This window comes from Acinetobacter brisouii, assembly GCF_008993995.1.
Lineage (GTDB): Bacteria > Pseudomonadota > Gammaproteobacteria > Pseudomonadales > Moraxellaceae > Acinetobacter > Acinetobacter brisouii_A.
Map to the genome: position 1 here is coordinate 1 of NZ_BKNN01000025.1, position 21,830 is coordinate 21,830.

General features: G+C 40.5%; 23 protein-coding genes. 11 read left to right on the plus strand and 12 right to left on the minus strand.

Annotated elements, in window-relative coordinates; translation table 11 throughout:
• The first annotated feature begins 156 nt into the window (after nt 1–156).
• A complete protein-coding gene (mdh, locus tag GBN19_RS07850; protein WP_151710852.1) occupies nt 157–1,329 on the plus strand; it encodes an iron-dependent methanol dehydrogenase in 1,173 nt (390 codons plus the stop codon).
• Nucleotides 1,330–1,511: 182 nt separating this feature from the next.
• On the opposite strand, the gene GBN19_RS07855 is transcribed toward mdh, so the two are convergent.
• On the minus strand, nt 1,512–2,693 hold the full coding sequence (locus GBN19_RS07855) for a helix-turn-helix domain-containing protein (RefSeq protein ID WP_151777739.1): 1,182 nt from the start codon (nt 2,691–2,693) through the stop codon (nt 1,512–1,514).
• A gap of 147 nt (nt 2,694–2,840) precedes the next feature.
• Between GBN19_RS07855 and exaC the strand changes: the two genes are divergently transcribed.
• Both exaC and GBN19_RS07865 read left to right on the plus strand, forming a co-directional pair.
• A complete protein-coding gene (gene exaC / locus GBN19_RS07860; protein ID WP_151777740.1) occupies nt 2,841–4,352 on the plus strand; it encodes an acetaldehyde dehydrogenase ExaC in 1,512 nt (503 codons plus the stop codon).
• A 201-nt stretch (nt 4,353–4,553) separates the two neighbouring features.
• Nucleotides 4,554–5,273, plus strand: a complete 720-nt coding sequence (locus GBN19_RS07865) for a glutamine amidotransferase (RefSeq protein ID WP_151777741.1) — start codon at nt 4,554–4,556, stop codon at nt 5,271–5,273.
• A 247-nt stretch (nt 5,274–5,520) separates the two neighbouring features.
• Here the strand turns inward: GBN19_RS07865 and GBN19_RS07870 are convergent, their stop codons facing one another.
• Nucleotides 5,521–6,009, minus strand: a complete 489-nt coding sequence (locus tag GBN19_RS07870; protein WP_151777742.1) for a hypothetical protein — start codon at nt 6,007–6,009, stop codon at nt 5,521–5,523.
• Nucleotides 6,010–6,342: 333 nt separating this feature from the next.
• On the opposite strand from GBN19_RS07870, the gene GBN19_RS07875 reads away from it, so the two are divergent.
• Entirely contained in the window at nt 6,343–7,722 is a 1,380-nt protein-coding gene (locus GBN19_RS07875; RefSeq protein ID WP_151777743.1) for an L-serine ammonia-lyase, read from the plus strand.
• A gap of 130 nt (nt 7,723–7,852) precedes the next feature.
• Here GBN19_RS07875 and GBN19_RS07880 read toward each other — a convergent pair whose 3' ends face one another.
• Nucleotides 7,853–7,996 carry a zinc ribbon-containing protein gene (locus GBN19_RS07880; RefSeq protein ID WP_151711057.1) on the minus strand — a complete coding sequence of 48 codons (144 nt, stop codon included), beginning with the start codon at nt 7,994–7,996 and terminating at the stop codon, nt 7,853–7,855.
• A gap of 798 nt (nt 7,997–8,794) precedes the next feature.
• Here GBN19_RS07880 and GBN19_RS07885 point away from each other — a divergent pair.
• Entirely contained in the window at nt 8,795–9,271 is a 477-nt protein-coding gene (locus GBN19_RS07885; protein WP_228271235.1) for a hypothetical protein, read from the plus strand.
• A gap of 169 nt (nt 9,272–9,440) precedes the next feature.
• The gene (nfsB, locus tag GBN19_RS07890) at nt 9,441–10,094 is read left to right on the plus strand and encodes an oxygen-insensitive NAD(P)H nitroreductase (RefSeq protein WP_151777745.1); all 654 of its coding nucleotides are present in this window, start codon (nt 9,441–9,443) and stop codon (nt 10,092–10,094) included.
• Nucleotides 10,095–10,123: 29 nt separating this feature from the next.
• Here nfsB and GBN19_RS07895 read toward each other — a convergent pair whose 3' ends face one another.
• On the minus strand, nt 10,124–10,981 hold the full coding sequence (locus GBN19_RS07895) for a DMT family transporter (protein WP_151777746.1): 858 nt from the start codon (nt 10,979–10,981) through the stop codon (nt 10,124–10,126).
• 98 nt (nt 10,982–11,079) lie between these two features.
• Complete coding sequence (locus GBN19_RS07900; protein ID WP_151777747.1) at nt 11,080–12,735, minus strand: OFA family MFS transporter; 1,656 nt, start codon at nt 12,733–12,735, stop codon at nt 11,080–11,082.
• A gap of 204 nt (nt 12,736–12,939) precedes the next feature.
• Here GBN19_RS07900 and GBN19_RS07905 point away from each other — a divergent pair, with 204 nt between their 5' ends.
• Nucleotides 12,940–13,263, plus strand: a complete 324-nt coding sequence (locus GBN19_RS07905; protein ID WP_151710660.1) for a hypothetical protein — start codon at nt 12,940–12,942, stop codon at nt 13,261–13,263.
• Nucleotides 13,264–13,294: 31 nt separating this feature from the next.
• Complete coding sequence (locus GBN19_RS07910) at nt 13,295–13,702, plus strand: glutathione binding-like protein (RefSeq protein ID WP_228271236.1); 408 nt, start codon at nt 13,295–13,297, stop codon at nt 13,700–13,702.
• A 62-nt stretch (nt 13,703–13,764) separates the two neighbouring features.
• Here GBN19_RS07910 and GBN19_RS07915 read toward each other — a convergent pair whose 3' ends face one another.
• The 4 genes from GBN19_RS07915 to GBN19_RS07930 form a co-directional block, all read right to left on the minus strand.
• On the minus strand, nt 13,765–14,541 hold the full coding sequence (locus GBN19_RS07915) for an ABC transporter ATP-binding protein (RefSeq protein WP_151777749.1): 777 nt from the start codon (nt 14,539–14,541) through the stop codon (nt 13,765–13,767).
• Between the two features lie 10 nt (nt 14,542–14,551).
• The gene (locus GBN19_RS07920; protein ID WP_151777750.1) at nt 14,552–15,265 is read right to left on the minus strand and encodes an ABC transporter permease; all 714 of its coding nucleotides are present in this window, start codon (nt 15,263–15,265) and stop codon (nt 14,552–14,554) included.
• A complete protein-coding gene (locus tag GBN19_RS07925; protein ID WP_151710664.1) occupies nt 15,262–15,951 on the minus strand; it encodes an ABC transporter permease in 690 nt (229 codons plus the stop codon). The genes GBN19_RS07920 and GBN19_RS07925 overlap by 4 nt, the downstream gene beginning before the upstream one ends.
• Before the next feature lie 95 nt (nt 15,952–16,046).
• A complete protein-coding gene (locus GBN19_RS07930; protein WP_151777751.1) occupies nt 16,047–16,832 on the minus strand; it encodes an ABC transporter substrate-binding protein in 786 nt (261 codons plus the stop codon).
• Between the two features lie 380 nt (nt 16,833–17,212).
• Between GBN19_RS07930 and GBN19_RS07935 the strand changes: the two genes are divergently transcribed.
• Nucleotides 17,213–17,971: an SDR family NAD(P)-dependent oxidoreductase gene (locus GBN19_RS07935; RefSeq protein ID WP_151777752.1), complete on the plus strand. Its 759-nt coding sequence runs from the start codon at nt 17,213–17,215 to the stop codon at nt 17,969–17,971.
• Nucleotides 17,972–18,078: 107 nt separating this feature from the next.
• Here GBN19_RS07935 and fba read toward each other — a convergent pair whose 3' ends face one another.
• From fba to GBN19_RS07950, 3 genes are all read right to left on the minus strand, one after another.
• On the minus strand, nt 18,079–19,113 hold the full coding sequence (gene fba, locus GBN19_RS07940; protein ID WP_151710667.1) for a class II fructose-bisphosphate aldolase: 1,035 nt from the start codon (nt 19,111–19,113) through the stop codon (nt 18,079–18,081).
• 121 nt (nt 19,114–19,234) lie between these two features.
• A complete protein-coding gene (locus tag GBN19_RS07945; RefSeq protein ID WP_151777753.1) occupies nt 19,235–19,486 on the minus strand; it encodes a hypothetical protein in 252 nt (83 codons plus the stop codon).
• A gap of 19 nt (nt 19,487–19,505) precedes the next feature.
• Complete coding sequence (locus GBN19_RS07950) at nt 19,506–20,693, minus strand: phosphoglycerate kinase (RefSeq protein ID WP_151777754.1); 1,188 nt, start codon at nt 20,691–20,693, stop codon at nt 19,506–19,508.
• Between the two features lie 146 nt (nt 20,694–20,839).
• Between GBN19_RS07950 and GBN19_RS07955 the strand changes: the two genes are divergently transcribed.
• Both GBN19_RS07955 and GBN19_RS07960 read left to right on the plus strand, forming a co-directional pair.
• Complete coding sequence (locus tag GBN19_RS07955) at nt 20,840–21,223, plus strand: DUF2237 family protein (protein WP_151710670.1); 384 nt, start codon at nt 20,840–20,842, stop codon at nt 21,221–21,223.
• Nucleotides 21,223–21,816: a Maf family protein gene (locus GBN19_RS07960; protein ID WP_151777755.1), complete on the plus strand. Its 594-nt coding sequence runs from the start codon at nt 21,223–21,225 to the stop codon at nt 21,814–21,816. The genes GBN19_RS07955 and GBN19_RS07960 overlap by 1 nt, the downstream gene beginning before the upstream one ends.
• Nucleotides 21,817–21,830: the final 14 nt, after the last annotated feature.

Genomic DNA, 21,830 nt, shown 5'->3' on the forward strand with positions numbered 1-21,830 from the left:
ATTTAATTACAACACCTTAATCAAAAAACTGTTTTTAAAAAAAGTTGGTAGGTATTTGGTAGGTAGGAAATTTTTAAGGAGCTAACAATACTAAGCTCATGGTGAACATGATCGCCTAGAAAAACATAATGGAATAATGGAAGAAGGAATCGCTCCATGGCTTTTAAAAATATTGCTGACCAAACTAACGGTTTTTACATCCCTTGCGTATCTTTATTTGGACCAGGTTGTGCTAAAGAAATTGGCACAAAAGCTCAAAACCTAGGTGCAAAAAAAGCATTAATCGTAACTGACCAAGGTTTATTTAAGTTTGGTGTAGCTGACACGATTGCTCAATATTTAACAGACGCTGGCGTAGAAAGCCACATCTTCCCAGGTGCAGAACCAAACCCAACCGACATTAACGTTCACAACGGTGTAAAAGAATACACTGACAATGGTTGTGACTTTATTGTATCACTAGGTGGTGGTTCTTCACACGACTGTGCTAAAGGTATTGGTCTTGTTACAGCGGGTGGCGGTCATATCCGTGACTACGAAGGTATCGACAAAAGTACTGTTCCAATGACTCCGCTTATTGCAGTCAACACAACAGCAGGTACTGCTTCAGAAATGACTCGTTTCTGTATCATTACCAACACTGATACTCACGTTAAAATGGCGATCGTTGACTGGCGTTGTACTCCACTTATCGCGATTGACGATCCTAAGTTAATGCTAGCAAAACCAGCAAGCTTAACTGCTGCAACAGGTATGGATGCATTGACTCACGCTGTTGAAGCTTATGTGTCTACTGCTGCAAACCCGATTACTGATGCATGTGCTGAAAAAGCAATTGCAATGATTAGCGAATGGTTAAGCCCTGCTGTTGCAAATGGTCAAAACCTTGAAGCGCGTGATGCAATGAGCTATGCACAATACCTTGCTGGTATGGCATTCAACAACGCATCTTTAGGATATGTGCATGCAATGGCTCACCAATTAGGTGGTTTCTACAACCTACCTCACGGTGTATGTAACGCAGTACTTCTACCACACGTTTGTGAATTCAACCTAATTGCTTGCCCTGATCGTTATGCACGTATCGCGCAATTGATGGGTGTAAATACTCACGGTTTAACTGTTACTGAAGCTGCGAACGCTGCAATTGCTGCAATCCGTCAATTATCTGCTTCAATCGGTATTCCTTCAGGTTTAACTGAACTTGGTGTGAAAACTGAAGATCTTGCAATTATGGCTGAAAATGCTCAGAAAGATGCGTGTATGTTAACGAATCCACGTAAAGCAACGCATGCTCAAGTAGTTGATATCTTTAAAGCTGCTTTGTAATTTTGATGATTTAAACCATAGGTTTTAACTTTTCTCCATGTAGGCTTCTCACAGAGTTCACTTTGTGAGAAGTTTTTTTTATTGGTATTTGTTAGACAGAATAAAACTGCGACGCAAAATGCAACGCAGAAGTATTATAATTTTTATTTTTAAAATCAGATTTTTATATTTGCTATTTTAAATTAAGCATCCTTATATTTTTCCAATACTTGATGCGCTGGATGTGACTCAGGTAGCAACTCAATTAAGCGCTCCACCGCATCAATCGCATCAGGCACATGTGCGATATGTTTCAGCAATGTATCAGTATTTTTTGCTTTAAAAATTGCGTCGCTTAAACGTGACTCCAAACAATCTCGCCAAGCGCATAAAAATGGGCTTTCAGTTTTTGCTAAAAATACGCCTTTATACAAGCTTAAAGCCGATTCTAAGTAACCCGCATCGAGCGCCTGCTCTGCTTGCAAGAAATCTGCCTCAACTTGCGCAAGCAAGCGATACGGACGCGATCCAAGCATACCACCAAGTAAATCACGCAACTGAGACATCTCGGCTTTGAGTGTCCCCATACTAACCTTACGTTCGCCATACAAAGCATTATGCAATTTATCTAGATTTACACCTTGCGGACAGAGTGCCAAAATCGTCATAATTTCAAACTGACGCGGTGTCAGCACCAAGACCTTACCATTAAACAAGACCTGTGAAACTGAAAATGTACGAATGTATAAACGCTGTTTTTGTTGTTCAAGAAGTGCAGATTGAATAATCGAAGCACAACGTTCAACAGCGAGCACACCTAAAGTATTATGATTTTTCCAAATGGTTGATAAATCAACAACTCCCAAGAGCTGATGTGAATATGGATCAACGATTGGTGTCGCATAGCAGACCCAATCATGCACCGATTCCATGTAGTGCTCACTTGAGAACACACAACATGACTGCTGAGTTTTCAAAGAAAGTGCCAATGCATTTGTCCCTACTGCATCTTCACTCCATTTACCACCAGACACAAAATGTACCTGCTCGGCTTGATCCTGCATTTCACGACTTGCTGCTGTCCAAACAATGGTACTACCAACATCACCAATCGCCAGCACCATTGAAGATTGCCGTGCGACATGGCGTAATTCAGCCTCACAACGCTGTAAAGCCGAAGTTAAGGTCGTCATACCCTTAAATGAGGTATTTTCAACCAATGGCGCAGCCGTGCGCTCTCTAGGAATGCACGCAGAAATGCTTCGTTGCCAAGAGCTCATAATACTCTGACCGATTTCTTGAGCTTGTTGAGGTGACCATGTGAGGCTCTGCCTTAACTGCTCAATCGCACCGCGATGGTGCGATAAGTCTTTCTTCGTAAACATTTGTATATCCCTGGTATGTTTGGAATACTCCAACCTTTTTCCAACCTAATTTATGATTATTATTATATCCGTAATGTACCAGAAGTACTTTATCAGAAGCAGTATGCTTTTGTTAGATGATATAAAATAAAGCAAAGGAATTTTCACATGCGCTATATTGATCCTAATCAACCTGGTTCAAAAGTTCAATTTAAATCTCAGTATGAAAATTTTATTGGTGGTGAGTGGGTTCCACCAGTAAAAGGTGTGTATTTTGAAAATAGCTCTCCAGTCGATGGTAAAGTTTTCACAACTGTTGCACGTTCAACTGTTGAAGATGTTGAGCTTGCGTTAGATGCTGCACATAAAGCAAAAGCTTCATGGAATAAATCATCTCCTACAACTCGTTCTAACTTGTTGCTTAAAATTGCTGACCGTTTAGAAGAAAATCTTGAAGTTCTTGCCGTAGCAGAAACTTGGGATAACGGTAAGCCAATTCGTGAAACATTGGCAGCAGATATTCCACTGGCAATTGACCATTTCCGTTACTTTGCAGGCTGTATTCGTGCACAAGAAGGCGGCATTTCTGAAATCGATGAAGATACCATCGCTTACCACTTCCATGAGCCACTCGGTGTAGTTGGTCAAATCATTCCTTGGAACTTCCCAATCTTGATGGCAGCATGGAAAATTGCACCAGCATTGGCGGCAGGTAACTGTATCGTCATGAAACCTGCTGAGCAAACACCTGTAAGTATCTTGGTTCTTATTGAATTGATCCAAGATATTCTTCCACCAGGTATCCTGAACATCGTGAGCGGTTTTGGTGCAGAAGTAGGTCGCCCATTGGCAACTAACCCACGTATTGCAAAAATTGCATTCACAGGCTCTACTGCTGTAGGTCAATTGATCATGCAGTATGCAACAGAAAACATTATTCCTGTAACGCTTGAACTTGGCGGTAAATCACCAAACATCTTCTTTGAAGACGTTATGGATCAAGAAGATGACTACCTAGACAAAGCACTTGAAGGCTTTGCAATGTTCGCATTGAACCAAGGTGAAATTTGTACTTGTCCTTCTCGAGCACTTGTTCAAGAAAGCATTGCTGACAAATTCTTGGAAAAAGCGATTGAACGTGTAAAACGTATCAAAACAGGTCATCCTCTTGATACAGATACCATGATCGGTGCTCAAGCTTCTGTTCAACAGCAAAATAAAATTTTGGGTTGCATCGAAACAGGTCGCAGCGAAGGTGCTCAATTGTTGACAGGTGGTTCTCCTCGTCATGATGTTGAAGGTGGTTTCTATATCGAACCAACAATCTTCAAAGGCGACAACAGCATGAAGATTTTCCAAGAAGAAATCTTCGGACCTGTATTGTCTGTAACCACTTTCAAAGACTTTGATGATGCAATGAAAATTGCAAATGACACCATCTATGGTTTAGGTGCAGGTGTATGGTCTCGTTCAGCACACACGTCTTACCGCGCAGGTCGTGCAATTGAAGCGGGTCGTGTTTGGACAAACTGTTACCACATCTACCCTGCTCATGCAGCGTTCGGTGGTTACAAACGTTCAGGTATCGGTCGTGAAAACCATAAAGACATGTTGAACCATTATCAACAAACTAAAAACTTGTTGGTGAGCTACTCAACTAAAGCGTTAGGTTTCTTCTAATTTAGCCTTTTGTAGCGTATTGCTACACTCTACAGCGAACCCTCGTTCGCTGTATTTTTTATTCAAAGCCAACTTAAATACATACGATTATGGATTGTTTGATTTAGGTTGGCTTTTTTATTTGAAATAATCCTATTTAAGCCCCTTGATTTTTTCTCATGATTCGTTATGTTTTAAGTTTACTCAGTCATTTTTTAAATCATGACAATAAATTTAAATTCTAGCTTACCCAAAACGATCTATGCCATCCAGCATCTTGCCTTTGAAGATTTAGGTGCTCTAGAGGATGTCTTCTATCAATATGGCTATCGTGTTCGTTACTTTGATGCTGGCGTAGATGATTTAACAACAGCACTTGCTTACGATGGCTTAGTTGTGATTTTAGGTGGGCCGATTGGTGTCTATGAGCAAGATGATTATCCATTTTTAACTGATGAAATCACAGGACTCAGAGAGCGCCTTGTAGCCAATAAACCGACTTTAGGCATTTGTTTAGGCGCACAACTGATTGCTCATGCTCTAGGTGCTCCTGTTTATGCTGGACATACGAAGGAAATTGGCTGGAGTTCTCTGACTTTATCTCAAGCTGCCAATAATCCATTAACAACACTGGGAGATACTGCTGTTTTACATTGGCATGGAGATACCTTTGACTTACCCACCCAAGCTGAACTGCTAGCAAGCTCTGCGCTTTACCCAAATCAAGCATTTAAAATTGGACAGAACATTTTAGCCTTGCAATTTCATATTGAAGTAGCAGAAGATGATCTAGAAAAATGGTTAATTGGTCATACCTGTGAGCTACGTAAAGCCAATATCAGCATTCCAGAGTTACGCCAAGACAACCAGAAATATGCTTCTGAACTCATGTCAAAATCAGCAGGTGTGTTAAAAGATTACCTTATCCATTTGACTCTATAAAAACACAAGGGAGAACATGGCACATTATTCTCCCTCTATTTTTACAATTTGTCTGCTGTACATACAGCCTATGAATATCGTAATAACAATCATCTTAAGCTTGCTAGGTTACTATCTGTATCAATATAAACTCAATGACCCTACAAATGACTGGATCGAATACCTGCTTTATCTACTGCTGATCATGATTTGTGTAATCCTCTGCAAAGTATTTAAACAAATCTGATATTTTGTTGATAACAGCCACTCAAAAAATACGAATATAGTTGATAGCACTAGATGCAAAAATATCGGGTAAATCCATCAAAACACTCGATAAATGCGAAGCCAAAAAGCCGACAAAAAAGCCATAAACCAAAGTTTGAGTATTTAAGAGATCTCGGCTAATTTTGATTTTAAGCAGTGGGACACAATAAAAAATGTGTTGAATTGTTTTAGGGTTAGATAATGCCAATGCAATACACAACCAGCCAATATAACTTAAGGTTGGTGCTTGATCAAACATTAGCCATGAGTAACTCTTTAAGTCATAATCATAAGACAACCATGTTGCATGATTTGAGTACAAATAAGTTATGATTTTAACGGGTAATAATCCCAGATCTAACCACCAAAAAAACCATAAAAAGTTTTTCAGTACAAAAAAACTAAACCCAACTTCATTAAAAATATAATCAATATTTTGCTTATGCTCATCCATCGTAATTTTTGTTGGTTTGTCTTTAGGTGCAGACATTTAGATCTCTCAAAATCTTCATTTTGATCAGTTTAAAGCATCTTATAGATTGATGTGTATATCCAGCATGAAATCTTATAGTCAAATGATTAACTTTCGTTACGTTTAAGAATACTACCAGTAGAGTACGTGCCATTGACAAATATATAAATAAAAAGAGGTCAAATCATTTTTAAACCCTTAAAACCAATTTTTCAAATGAGGATACGTCCTAGTTAAATTTAAGATAAATATAATATTAGTGATTGCCACATAAGTTTAGTATTGTGATTTTTTCACGCTAAGATTTTCTTTTTAAGTATTTTTCTCCCTTTTTGTTATAAGGACATAACTATGGCACTCAGTGTATTTGATTTATTTAAAGTTGGTGTTGGGCCATCGAGTTCGCATACCGTAGGCCCAATGCATGCCGCCTACATATTTCGTCAACATCTTGAAACCCAGCAACAGCTTTCTAGTGTAAATAAACTCAAAATACAGTTATTTGGCTCGCTGTCATCTACAGGAATCGGACATGGTACAGATAAAGCCACCATTTTAGGGTTAATGGGATTTGAACCAGAAAGTATCGATACTCAACAGACTGAGAACTTACTCAAAACCGCATTAGAACAAAAAAATTTAAAGCTCAGTACTGAACACCAAATTTCGTTTGATTATGCTCAAGATGTGATTTTTATTGATGAACCATTGGCTTACCACCCCAATGCCATAACCTTGACGGCATACGATACACAAGGTCAGACAGTATATGAAAATACCTATTACTCTGTGGGTGGTGGTTTTATTGTGGATGAAAGCCAAACGCATCAAGGCAATGTTGTTGATGATACAACCGAAATTCCTTATCCATTTCGCACAGCCAAACAATTATTGGCACTCTGCAAACAGCATAATTTAAGTGTCAGCCAACTGATGCTTGAAAATGAAAAAAGCTGGCGTGGTGAAGCGGAGATTCGCAGCAAAATTATGCATATTTGGCAGGTGATGCAAACCTGTATTCAAAATGGTCTACACAATGAAGGGATTCTTCCTGGTGGGCTGAATGTTAAACGGCGTGCCAAAAAAATTCATCAACAACTGATTCAAAAGAAAAATTCGAACCTGATTGATACGACTTTTACCGCAATGGAATGGGTGAACTTATTTGCACTGGCAGTCAATGAAGAAAATGCCGCAGGTGGTCGTGTGGTGACTGCACCGACTAACGGCGCAGCAGGCATTATTCCTGCGGTTTTGTATTATTACGTGACATTTTCGCAAGATTTGTCCGAAGATAAAATTGTACGTTTCTTCTTGAGTGCGGCAGCAGTCGGTATTTTATGTAAGTTACAAGCTTCTATTTCAGGTGCGGAAGTCGGCTGTCAGGGTGAAGTCGGTTCAGCCTGTTCAATGGCATCAGCAGGTCTAGCCGAAATTTTAGATGGCACACCTGCTCAAGTGGAACATGCTGCGGAAATCGGTCTGGAGCATAACTTAGGTTTAACCTGTGACCCTGTTGGGGGCTTAGTCCAAATTCCATGTATCGAACGCAATGCAATTGCAGCGGTGAAAGCTATTAATGCGGCACAAATGGCACTCCATGACGATGGTGAACATTTTATTTCACTCGATAAAGTGATTCAGACCATGAAAGAAACTGGCAAGGATATGTCGGAGAAATATAAGGAAACCTCGAAAGGTGGTTTAGCCGTCAATGCGATTGAGTGTTGATGGTTTTTATGGCTAGCATGAGGTCAGTTTAAATCTGCAAGTACAAACAGCCAAATAGTAGAAAGCCCGATTGATGCATCGGGCTTTATGTTTAAAAACAGAAGGTAACTGTTTTTAATGTTGTGCAACCTTAAGCAATTTTATCGTTAAATTGGGTGCCTAGGCATTTGGTACACGGAGGTAAACGGTCTGTACCAATTTCTAAGTAAGCGCGATGTCCGCATTGGACACAAAAATAGAAACCTGTTCCAGGTTGAGAGCCAGCAATAACCATTTTTGTTCTCCATAGGTTTTAGAAATGGTGATCAAAGTATAGGCAAAACAAAAAACCTGTCTATACATTATTTTAAATATAAATGAGCATATAATTTAAATAAATAATTAAAAATGGAAGTTTCACCAAATTTTCTTGTTTTATTTTTAATATTATTGTTATTTTTCAATATCTTGAATTTTTATTTTTGCTTTTCTTAGTTGAGAAATTAGCAATAGAGAGTTTTGTAACTCAGTCTAAAGTCTTAAATTTTGATACAAATAAGCCCGTAAAGTTGTAATACCTATCAGTTAAGCTGACTAACATCTTGCTCTTATAATACAGGGGAATTGTCTCTTTCTTCTTTGAGATCATATAAATATTTTAGAGTGTCTAATAAGCACTCTAAGTTTAGGAAAATCCCTAACGATTTTAATGATGTATGTCTTAAGAGATTAATTATATTTGTCTAAGCAATATACAAATTGATTTTCAAAGGACTTACTTTAGCTTACTATGCCATAAATCATATTTGTCTTTTCAATACATTATATACTATCAACACCCGCATAATTCCCAATAAACTCAATTAGGTTGTTTGCTTACAAAAAACTTAAGTGATTGAGCTACTTAAAATACCTCATTCAAATTTGGTGAGATTTTGGAGGTTTGACAGATTACAACTTTTCTCCCTATGATTAGAACAAATCATCATAAAAATGAATTCAATAAACAATGCCGATCAACAATAAATTTCTACCCCACTATCATTTTATAGAAACGCATTCGATAAAAATCGCAGCATCTCAAGCAGATGTGATGCATGCAGTACTCAATTATCGGGGAGATGATGACGCTTTTTTCAAATTGGCGATTGGCTTAAGAGAGCTGCCGATCAGACTGCTTGACAAAATCACTGGGCAACAACGCATTTCTAAACAAGCCTTCGGTTTAGATAATTTCACACGATTAGAACACATCGAACAGCAAGAATTGATGATGGGCTTGGCAGGAAAATTCTGGCAGCTTAATTATGGACAAGTGCCAATTCTTGACGCAGCATCTTTTTTAGCATTTTCAGAATCAGGCTCAGCCAAGCTGACCTTGCATTTTGTCGCGGAAAAGATCAGTGATACGCACACACAACTCACAACTGAAACGCGTGTTTTTTGTGTTGATCAGAAAGCATTGTCTAGCTTTCGACCCTATTGGTATCTGATTCGACCTGTAAGTGGTTTGATTCGCAAGCGTATGTTGTCGAGCATTCAAAAAAATATACAACTTCAGCATATCTAACCAGTCTTTGGATGTATCGCTATAAATTTTGGTTTAGGTTGTGCTAAAAAGAGATCTTTCACACAATTTCACGCATTCTCTTACGGTAAATTTGTTGTGTTTTGAGAGAATGTCCACATATTATCGAATGATGAGTTAAAACCGAATTATGACCGAATCAGGATAGCATATGGATCTTCTCAATCTCACCCAGCAACGCTACACCACGAAAGCTTACGATCCAAATAAAAAAATTCCGCAAGACCAAATCGATTTATTACTTGAAGTGTTACGCCTCGCGCCATCATCCATCAATATTCAGCCGTGGCATTTTATTGTGGCACAAAGCCCTGAAGCCAAACAGCGTATTGCCAAATGTATGACGGGCAAATATGCCTATAATGCGCCTAAAGTTCTCGACTCATCCCATACGATTGTGCTGTGTACTCGTACTGATGTAACGGAAGAATATTTGGAGCATTTGGTCACACAAGATGATGTTGCAGGTCGTTTTAAAGATGAAGCGACCAAACAGTCACAACGTGAAACCCGTGCAGGCTATATCGACTATTATCGCAATGAAAAAGGCAATATTCAGCACTGGATGGAAACCCAGACCTTTATTGCACTAGGGGAATTACTGTTGGCTGCGCCGATTTTAGGTATTGATGCTACACCAATCGGTGGTTTCGATGATGCTGCGGTCAATCAGGAGTTCGACTTGGTGAATCAAGGTTTCCATAGTTCTGTCGTGCTCACGCTTGGTTATCGCAGTGAAAAAGATTTCAATGCCAAATTGCCAAAATCACGCTTAAGTAAAGCAGAGTTGTTTACGATTCTTTAATTTAACCATATGACTTAGGCTATTTTAGCTTAAGTCATACTCATGGCTAAGCAACCCACACCGATTAAACTGAGTAACAATCCAATCATCGTCATTTGATTTGGTTTTTCTTTAAAATAAATCAAACCACTCAACACACCTAAAGTCACAACACTGACATTCATCACCACAAAAACCACCGCAGGCGCATCTTTGAGTAATTGATGGGCTTGGACATAAAAAGCGATATTGGCGAAGTTGAGAACACCGAGCAAAACACCCGCAGTCAGATTCTTCACTTGCCACTGCTCTAGTTTAGACAGACTGACAAAAATTGCAGATGCAACACCTGCCACCATAAACATCAAATTCAGGCTCAACGCAAATTGTTGACCTAAGCTACTGTTGTATTTCAATAAAATATCCACCAGTGCATAACCAGCCCAAACACTTGCCAAGAACCATCCCGCCTTGCTGCTTTGTGTTTGAGTAGTCGCTTGCGTTTTGGCAACAATCAGGCTCAATACCGCAGTAATACCCAGTGCTACACCCAATAATTTGAGACTCGAAAACTGCTCATGAAAGATAAAATAGGCTGCAAGTAATGATAAAACGACCGATAGGCGCTGAGCCACTTCAGTTTTAATAATGCCTGCATACTGTAAAGATTTGGCTAAACAAAAGAAAATACTGGGTAGCAACACACCGAGCACACCAATCAGCCACCACGGCGTATCATGAATACTTAAATGAGCAAAATCGGGTTTAAACCACAACCAACATAAAAGACTTGCGGTGACATAGTTCCAGACAATCATTTGCAAAGCTGAATAATCACGTTGTTTAAATTGTTTCAAAACAATCGACACCGCAACACTGCATAGTGCCGCAAAGAAAATGAGAGTCATGTATGAAGATCCATTTTAATGATTGGGAGATAATTTGGGGGGGTGGTACACGATCCATCATAAAAAAGGCGATTGTGAAAACCGCCCTTTTTTCAATCTTAGAAAAATGCTCGCATACTCAGCAAAGTACGATAAACACCCCACAGCAATGGCAAACCTACAGCCATCCACGCCAAAACCACCCAAAGTACAGGCGTTATCTGTACAGGCTGATCGGTCACTGCATGTAAATTTTGTATTTCGGCGTGTTGTCGATCTTGCATCAATTTCTGCTCAGCAGCCAGTTGTTCAGCACTCATAAAATGCTTGGCAGCCACAGGACGAATCAGTAAGTTACAGATTAGACCGATAACCAGTAAACCCACCAAAATCAACATGGTCTGATTATAGACCTGACTAGCAGGAATTCCCAAAGCCAATTGATAATCACGCATATTGTTGACCACAACAGGGCCAATAATCCCTGCGGTTGCCCATGCCGTGAGTAAACGTCCATGAATTGCACCCACCATTTGCGTACCAAATAAGTCTGCCAAATATGCAGGAATCGTGGCAAAACCACCGCCATACATACTAATGATTAAACAAATTGCAGCGACAAAGTAGAGCTTCTCGCCAGCATTGGCAAAAAATGGAACACTGGCATACAGAAATCCACCGAAAATAAAAAATACCGTATAAGTTGCTTTACGCCCGATTTTATCGGACAGACTTGCCCAGACAATCCGCCCGCCAATATTAAATAGGCTCAGTAATGCGGTGAAACCTGCGGCAATGGCTGCGACTTTTTTGAGTTGCTGATCATCTAAGGACTGAAAACTTAAATCAGGTAGCCCGATTAACTGCCCTGCAAAAACTTCCTGCAACATGGGAGATGCCATTCCAATGATGCCAATCCCTGCGGAAACATTCATACACAGTACCATCCATACCAACCAAAATTGTGGAATTCCCCAAACTTTACGGGCATGGACATGATGTGGAGTTATCAACTGCTGTTTTTTCGGCTGAGGCTGCCAGTTGTCAGGCGTCCACCCTTGTGCAGGAATACGATATGCCAATGCACCACTGACCATAAATACAAAGTAAATCAGCGCCATGACAACAAATGTCTGTACTGCACCAATACTGGTTGGCGTTGAAAAATATACCATGAGTTCAACGGCTAAAGGTGAGCCAATCATCGCACCACCACCAAAACCCATAATCGCCATGCCTGTTGCCAGCCCACGCTTATCGGGAAACCATTTAATCAAGGTACTGACAGGCGAAATATAACCAAGTCCTAGACCAATCCCCCCAATCACACCAGAACCAAGCAGCATTAGCCAAAATTGATGGATATAAATGCCAAAAGCAGAAATGAGCATGCCTCCACACCAGCAGACAGCACTGATTAAACCTGCTTTACGTGGGCCAACCCGTTCTAACCACCCACCCCAAATTGCGGCAGAGCTTCCAAGCAGTACAAAAAATAAGGTGTACATCCAGCCAAGCGTAGAAACTTTCCAATCACAGCTATGCACAAAAAGTTGCTGAAAAAATCCAATATCGGGCACACAAGGAATCGACTGGCTAATCCCTAATGCTTTAGACAATGGCAACCAAAATACCGAAAAACCATATGCCATTCCGATACATAAGTGAATCGCTAAAGCGGCTGGTGGTACAAGCCAACGGTTAAATCCAGTCCGTGCAATAATGCGCTGTTTGGATAAAAATGCAGGGGGATGCTGCTGCGAGTTTGAGGGCATAAAATTCACTCCATTTTTCTGCCCCCCGATATACACGTTTGTGCTCGGCTTGTCCAATTTCTTGATCTATTGATTGTTTTAAATACAGATATATCTCTACAAAATTTTGATTTATATTTAGATATAATAATTAATCCTTAGAGGAAAAAATAATGACCCAAACTAAAAAAAATAACCTTTTCCATTGTTGGATGGTTAACGATTATGCCCTTCTTTATTCTTGCATTAAACGAGTCTGGATCAATAAGAACAGATGGAATATTTGAAGGCTTTATCTATCCGCTTTCGGTCTATATTGCCATCTTATCTCTAGCAGCCATGACCATAAATTGGCTTGCCAATAAAAAGACCAATCGCTTTTTGGTCATTATTGGGTTCATCTGTGGTTTTCCAAATGCTCTCTGTGCATTTTGTCTAAGTCTTGACTTTCACGCATTTCTATTAGCATTATTGCTCGTGCCACGATGTGCACTTGCCATTTATTTAGTTTCTTGGAATTTTGAAAATCATAAACCCCAAACTGTTTAAGCACACATCACTTTGGGAATCGCAGATTATTTTGCGTTATTTGACCGAAGTCTATGGCAAAGGCTCTTTATGGATTGCCGAACCACGCGCACGTTTTGCTGCGGAAAAGTGGCTCGATTGGTATATCACCAGCGTTTTGCCTGTGTTTGGCGTGGTATTTTTTAATTTGGTGCGCCAACCTGAAGATCAGCGCGATTTGGCTGCGGTTGAAGTCGCAGCAGAAAAACTGTCAAAACTACTGGATATTGTTAATGCTGAACTGGCACGCCAACCTTATTTATCTGGGGAACATTTCGGTGTTGCTGATATTCCTTTGGGACTTGCAATACATCACTGGTTTAATTTGGGCTTAGATCAACAACAACATCCACATTTAGAAGCATGGATTGAGCGTATTCGTAGCCGACCTCATTTCCATAAAATCGCCAGTGTACTTTAAGCAGCTTGATGCTGTTTAAAAAAGCAGGAAGCAAAATGCACACAGATTTTGCTTCCTATTTTTTATTTAAAATTACCTTCCAAAAACTGTTTTAAACGCTCACTTTTCGGGTGAGTCAGGACTTCTTTCGGATCACCCTGCTCTTCAATTTTCCCTTGATGCAAAAAGATCACCTGATTCGAGACATGACGTGCAAAACCCATTTCATGCGTCACGACAATCATGGTTCTCCCTTCTTCTGCCAAGCCTTGCATGACTTTCAGGACTTCACCCACCAGTTCAGGGTCTAAAGCACTGGTTGGTTCATCGAAAAGCATCACCTCTGGTTCCATCGCCAAAGCACGAGCAATCGCAACCCGTTGTTGCTGCCCACCCGACAAAAATGCAGGATATTTATTTTCCACGCTTTCACTCAAACCAACTTTGCGTAAATATTTACGCGCACGTTCTTCTGCTTCCGCACGTTTCACGCCCAGTACATGAATCGGGCCTTCAATCACATTTTGTAAAACCGTCATGTGTGACCACAAATTAAAATGCTGAAACACCATCATGAGCTGGGTACGCATTTTTTGCAGTTGCTTAGGATTGGTCGCTTTTAAGTTGCCATGTTTATCAAAAACAGTTTGTAGCTTCTCACCATTGAGTTTGATTGAACCATTACTCGGCTGTTCTAGAAAATTAATACAACGCAAGAAGGTACTTTTCCCCGAACCCGATGAACCGATAATACTAATCACATCGCCTGCTTTGGCATCGAGAGAAACACCTTTCAGTACTTCATTATCCCCGAAGGTTTTACATAAATCTCGAATCACCAGTTTTGCTGAATCTTCCATCTGTATTCTCCTAATGATCCGATGGTTTTAAAAATGCCGACCAGCGTTTTTCCAGTTTGCGGAATATGCCAATCAAGATAAAAGCCAAACAGGCATACAGCACTGCGGCGATCCCAAAAGCATTAAACGTTTCATAAGTTGCTGAATTGACATCGCGTGCAACTTTCAAAATATCAGGCACAGTTGCGGTAAAGGCGATGGTCGTTGCGTGCAACATCAAAATGACTTCATTGCCATAAAATGGCAAGGCACGGCGTAACATTGAAGGAATAATAATGCGGGTATAGCGTTTCCACGGCGACATGCCAAAAGCTTGAGCAGCCTCAATCTCACCGTAAGGAATAGAACGGATTGCCCCTGCAAAAATTTCAGTGGTATATGCACCTGTGTTCAGTGCAAATGCCAAAATAGTACATTTCAAACCACTTTGGAAAAAATCATTTAAAGCTTGATGATCATGCACAAAATCAAAGCTATAAATCCCCGAATAAATAATCAGTAACTGTACATACAATGGCGTGCCACGAAATACATAGGTAAATAGCCATACTGGACCACGAATCAATGGATTACTCGACACTCGTGCAATCGACAGAGGAATAGACAACACAAAACCAATCGCAATCGACAGTACCAACAGCCATGATGTCATGGCAACGCCTGTCATTTGAAAGCCATCTGTCCACAGGTATTGCTGCCAATATTGTTGAATAATTTCAATCATAATTGCCCCTTTTTGACGCCAGCAGAGTAACGGCGCTCAAGCCACATCAAAACGAGATTGGAAACCGTGGTAATCGCAAGATAAATTGCTGCAGCAAGGACACTAAAATAAAACACTTGCATGGTGCTACGACCTGCATCTTGGGTAATTTTGATAATGTCTGTCAGCCCAATCAACGAAACCAAAGCCGTCGCTTTAATCAGAACCTGCCAGTTATTGCCAATTCCAGGCAATGCAAAACGCATCATTTGCGGAAATAACACTCGTCGAAACACTTGAAATGGCGTCATGCCATAAGCATAAGCAGCTTCAATTTGCCCTTTGGGTACAGACTGAAATGCCCCACGAAAAGTTTCGGTAAAATACGCCCCATAAATAAATGCCAATGTAATGACACCAGCCGCGAATGGATCAATATCGATTTGGTCCATTTGCAAAGAGTCAGTAATTGAATTGAGTCCAAGCTGAAGGCTATAGAATAGAAGCAGCATAATGACCAAATCTGGAACACTACGAATCAGGGTGGTATACACTGTTGCCACATATCGCACCATTTTAATGCGAGATAGCTTACAAACTGCGCCAATTAAGCCAATAATCACCGAGAGTAAGAGCGATAACAGTGCAAGTTTTATGGTCATCCAAGTGCCATCCCATAGCACAGAACCATAACCAGACAAAAACATACTCATCTTCTCCAAGTAAAAACAATCGATCTGATAGTGATGAGAGTAAAGCTCATAGAAAAAGTGTCGGTACTAGACCGACACTCTTCTGTGAATTAATAAATACTGAAAGGGAAATATTTTTTCTCTAATTTTTTATATGTTCCATCAGCAATAATTTGTGCTAAAGCTTTGTTAATGTCATTTTTCAGGTCTACATCTTCCTTACGTAAACCAATTGCCGCACCTACACCTAAAGTTTTGGCATCCACCACATTGCCACCTGCAAAGCCAAAGTTTTTGCCTTTTGGTGATTTCAAGAAGCCCGCATCAACCATCAATGCATCTTGCAAAGAGGCATCTAAACGACCCGACATCATATCTTGATACAAAATTTCTTGGTTTGGATAAGGTACAACATTCACACCTTGCGTTGCCCAGTAGGCTTTTGCATAGCTTTCTTGCATCGTACCTTGTTGAACACCAACGCGTTTACCTCTTAAAGACGCCGCTGTTGGTAGTAATGGTGAGCCTTTTTTCGCAATCATACGCGTTGGCGTGTTATAGATTTTATTACTAAACGCGATTTGCTTAGAACGATCAGCAGTCACGGTCATTGATGAAAGAATACCATCAAATTTTTTCGCTTTTAATGCTGGAATCATGCCATCAAAAGAGTTTTCAACCCATACACATTTTGCTTTCAATTTAGCACAAATGGCATTCCCCAAATCGACATCGAAGCCTACCAATTTGTTACCTGGTGCTTTGTATTCGAATGGCACATAAGAAGACTCTGTACCAAAACGAATAACTTTCCAGTCTTTTGCTTGAACATTTGTACCGAATGCGGTCAACAACAATGTAGTTGATACTAATAGTTTGTTCTTCCAGCTTTTCATCAAAGTTCCCCTGATCAATCAATTTATTGAAGATAATGCAAGAATTTACACACTTACCCATCTTCCCTGATGTACGAAAAAGCAATTTATATGCCAAGAAAAATCAAAGTAACTGATCTTTCTACCAAAGAATATGACGATTATGAAATACATAAAATTATTTTAAAATATTGATTTAAAAACAATATGAATTAAATTTTATGGATTCCATTCCATATTACAGTCCATTTTAAAAATTACTGATTTGCCCAAAAACTGTATCTTATTTTTAATCAAAACTGTATCTGTTTTACAACTTTTAAATTCTCTATCTTGAACTGCAAAGTACAGCTTGCTTGATCTATCAAGTCAACGGACTCAACTCCATAGAGAATATAAATATGTTAGCGTTAATCACGGGTGCTTCATCAGGCTTTGGATATCACATTGCGAAAAAGTTGGTTGAGTCAGGTTATAACGTGATTGGAGTTGCACGGCGTATAGACAATCTAAATCAGCTCCATGCAGAACTGGGACAATCCTTTTATCCGTTGGCTTTCGACTTGACGGACTCCACTGAAAAATTAAAAGAAGCTTTGGCTGCTGTGCCACAAGCATTTCAAATCAGTCATATTGATTTACTGGTCAATAATGCAGGCTTGGCGCTCGGCTTAGAATCCGCAGATAAAGCAGACCTAGAAGATTGGTACAGTATGGTTGATACCAACATCAAAAGACTGATCAGCATCACGCATTTGGTTTTGCCGTATATGGTGGATAAAAAATCAGGCTTGATTATTAATATCGGTTCTATTGCAGGTTCATACCCTTATCCAGGGGGCAATGTCTACGGTGCAACTAAAGCCTTTGTGAAACAATTCAGTTTAAACCTTCGGGCAGATCTCTCGGGTACAGGTGTACGCGTTTGTAATATTGAACCTGGGCTATGTGGTGGTACGGAGTTTTCTCTGGTGCGTTTTAAAGGAGATGCCGAAAAAGTCAAAGATTTATACGACCACAAAAATCCGATCTTGCCTGAAGATATTGCCAATACAGTGGCATGGGTCGCAGCTCAGCCTGTGCATATCAACATCAACCGTATTGAAATAATGCCAACCTCACAGTCTTTTAATCCATTAAAAGTGGTTGAAATGAACTGACTTTGAATTATGGCAATACAACCCAAAAATTAAGGAGCTATCACGAGCTCCTTAACTGATCTATCTAATATTGCTGTCAGATAAATTGAATTGGGTCAAAGACTCAATTAATAGCGTTCAACCATTTTCTCTAAAGAAATTGGGCGAATCTTGTCAGCATTGCCCGCAGTACCAAATGCTTCATAACGGTCAACACAGATTTGTTTCATTGCATCAATCGTTTTTGCAAAGAATTTACGTGGATCGAATTCACTTGGTTGTTCTGCCATCATACGACGAATCGCGCCAGTAGAAGCCAAACGTAAGTCAGTGTCGATGTTGATTTTACGAACACCGTGTTTGATTGCTTCAACCAATTGCTCAACTGGCACACCATAAGTCTCGCCAATGTTACCACCAAATTCGTTGATCACTTTCAACCATTCTTGTGGAACAGAGCTTGAACCGTGCATCACAAGGTGAGTGTTTGGTAATGCCGCATGAATTTCTTTAATGCGGTCAATTGCCAAGATGTCGCCTGTAGGTGGACGGGTAAATTTGTATGCACCGTGTGAAGTACCTACAGCAATTGCCAAGGCATCAACATTGGTATCTGCAACGAATTGAGTTGCTTCTTCAACTGAAGTTAACAATTGAGAGTGGTCAAGTACGCCTTCTGCGCCTACGCCATCTTCTTCGCCTGCCATACCTGTTTCAAGGCTACCTAAACAACCGATTTCACCTTCAACAGAAACGCCACACGCATGTGCCATTGCAACAACACGACGGGTTACGTCAACGTTGTAGTCATAGCTTGTTGGTGTTTTACCGTCAGTTCCCAAAGAACCATCCATCATCACTGAGCTAAAGCCCAACTGGATTGAACGTTGACATACGTCAGGGCTCGTTCCGTGGTCTTGGTGCATTACCACTGGAATATGTGGCCATTCTTCAACTGCTGCCAAAATCAGGTGACGCAAGAATGGTGCGCCTGCATATTTACGAGCACCCGCAGATGCTTGAACAATAACAGGTGAGTTAGTTGCATCTGCAGCTAACATGATTGCACGCATTTGTTCTAGATTGTTTACGTTAAATGCTGGTACGCCGTAGTTGTGTTCTGCAGCGTGATCCAAGAGCTGGCGCAACGAAATAAGAGCCATAGTATCCTCCCAGGTAGTGGGCTTTATTCTACATGTTGCTGAATTGCAATTCAGCATCAAAAAACATCATTTAAAAAAAAATCCCTGCATAGGCAGGGACTTTTATTAAAAAATCAACAAATCATTGAGCTTTTGCTTCAGAAGCAGGTGCATCAGCATCTTGAACGTCTGTATTCTTTTCATCAAGTACAGGTTTATCCAAAGCATTAATTTGAGCTTGTTGCTCTGGAGATGTCGGTTTGTCATCTGCCGATGCAGCAGCAGGTGCTGAACCAGATGCTTGCTCAGTTTTAGCTTCTTCTGACTTTTTTGAACATGCAGTGAATGCAAGTGGTGCAAGGCATGCCAATGCAATGATCAGTTGTTTTTTCATGAAACGCTCCTAGATGGGCTTAGGCGCGCTCAAGTAAAACAGCCACAGCAGGCAAAGTTTTACCTTCTACAAATTCTAAAAACGCACCACCACCCGTTGAAATATAGCTGATTTGAGATGCAACGTCATACTTGTCAATCGCAGCCAAAGTATCACCACCACCTGCAATCGAGAAGCCTTCACTTTCTGCAATCGCCAATGACAATGCTTTTGTGCCTTCGCCAAATTGATCGACTTCAAACACCCCAACAGGTCCGTTCCATAGGATAGTCTTGGATTGTTTCAGTAATGTTGCAAAAGTCGCTGCAGTTTCAGGGCCAACGTCTAAAATCATGTCATTTTCAGCAACATCTTCAACTTTTTTCACAATTGCAGGCGTGTTGGCTAAAGAACCCAAGAAATCTTCAAAGTTGATTTGTGTTGCATCCGCCACGACAACATCGGTTGGTAAAGGTACAGAAACTTTCGCAGCAATTGCTTTAGCCGTGTCGATTAGGTCAGCTTCATACAGTGATTTACCAACATTAAAGCCTGCTGCTGCTAAGAATGTATTGGCAATCCCACCACCCACAATAATCTGGTCACAGATTGTTGAAAGTGAAGTTAAAACATCAAGCTTAGTTGAAACCTTAGAACCTGCAACAATCGCCACCATTGGTTTAGCTGGCGTTTGTAAGGCACGACCTAAAGCATCAAGTTCGGCTGCAAGCAAAGGACCTGCTGCTGCAACTGGGGCAAAACGTGCTACACCTTCAGTTGATGCTTCTGCACGGTGTGCTGTACCAAAGGCATCCATCACAAATACATCACACAGTGCTGCATATTTTTGTGCAAGTTCAGTGTTGTTTTTCTTTTCACCATGATTAAAACGCACATTTTCAAGCAACACCACCTGACCTGCTTGAACTTCAACACCTTCTAAATAGTCAGTGATCAGTTGTACATTTTGCCCCAATGCTTCAGTTAAATAAGCAGCAACAGGTGCTAAAGATTGTTCTGGTTTTGGCTCGCCTTCCACTGGTCGACCAAGGTGTGAAAACACCATAACCGCAGCGCCTTTCTCAAGAGCTGCTTTAATTGTTGGAAGTGCAGCACGCAAACGTGCATCACTGGTAATCACACCATTTTTAACAGGCACGTTCAAATCTTCACGAATAAGGACGCGTTTCCCTGTTAAATCAAGGTCTGTCATGCGCTGAAAATTCATGGAATGCTCTCTTTCTGGTTTGCTGAAATTTAAAATCGCGCCATTTTAAATGATTATGCAAAAAAAAATTAGCTTCTTTAGTAGAAAAGCTGTAGAAAAATGTGGTTTTGATTATGATAAAGCATCTTTAAAAAATATTATTGTGTATGTCTATTCATCCAGATCCAAAAATTAACCGACTCAATGTGTTTGGTGAGGCGCTGGCAAGCTGTTGTTTTGATCCGATTACAGGCTACTTTCGTAATGGTTTTTGCCATACGGCAACCACCGACTTGGGACAACATACCGTTTGCGCCCGCATGACCGCTGATTTTCTAAATTTTTCGCAAAAAATTGGCAATGACCTGATTACCCCTCTACCTGAAATTGGTTTTCCCGGACTCAAACCAGGCGACTTTTGGTGTATCTGTGTCAGCCGTTGGGTGGAAGCTTATGAAGCAGGTCATGCACCCAAACTCAAACTGCATGCTTGTCACCAGTCAGTGCTGAGCTATGTGCCGCTTGATGTATTGATGGACTTTGCCGTCTAATGAAACAACCGCAGATTATTTTGGCATCGAGTAGCCAAACCCGAAAAGCCTTGATGGATCGTTTAGGCTTAGACTATCTCGCAATTTCGCCAGATATTGACGAGTCAACCCAAAACGAAATCCATGCGGATGATTTGGCAAAACGCTTGGCTTTTGAAAAAGCCTGCGTGATTGCCGAACAATATCCCGATACCATTGTGATTGGCTCAGATCAGGTGGCATGGCGTGAAACTGCACCACAAGACTTTATCGGTAAACCATTGACTGTTGAAAATGCTATTCAGCAATTACAACGCAACTCAGGCAAAACGGTGTATTTCAGCACAGGTTTAAGTGTGCAACATCTGGCTTCAGGTTTTGAGCAAACCTTGGTTGAACGCTACCAAGTTAAATTCCGTGAACTCAGGCTTGACGAAATTCAGCGTTATATTGAAAAAGATCAACCACTCCACTGCGCAGGCAGTTTTAAATGTGAAAGTCTAGGAATTAGCCTATTTTCCAGCATGACTGGACAAGATCAAACCACATTGATGGGGCTACCGATGATTCAACTGTGTACACTACTGCGCCAACTACACATTCAAATTCCTTAATCTTTTAAAGGTAC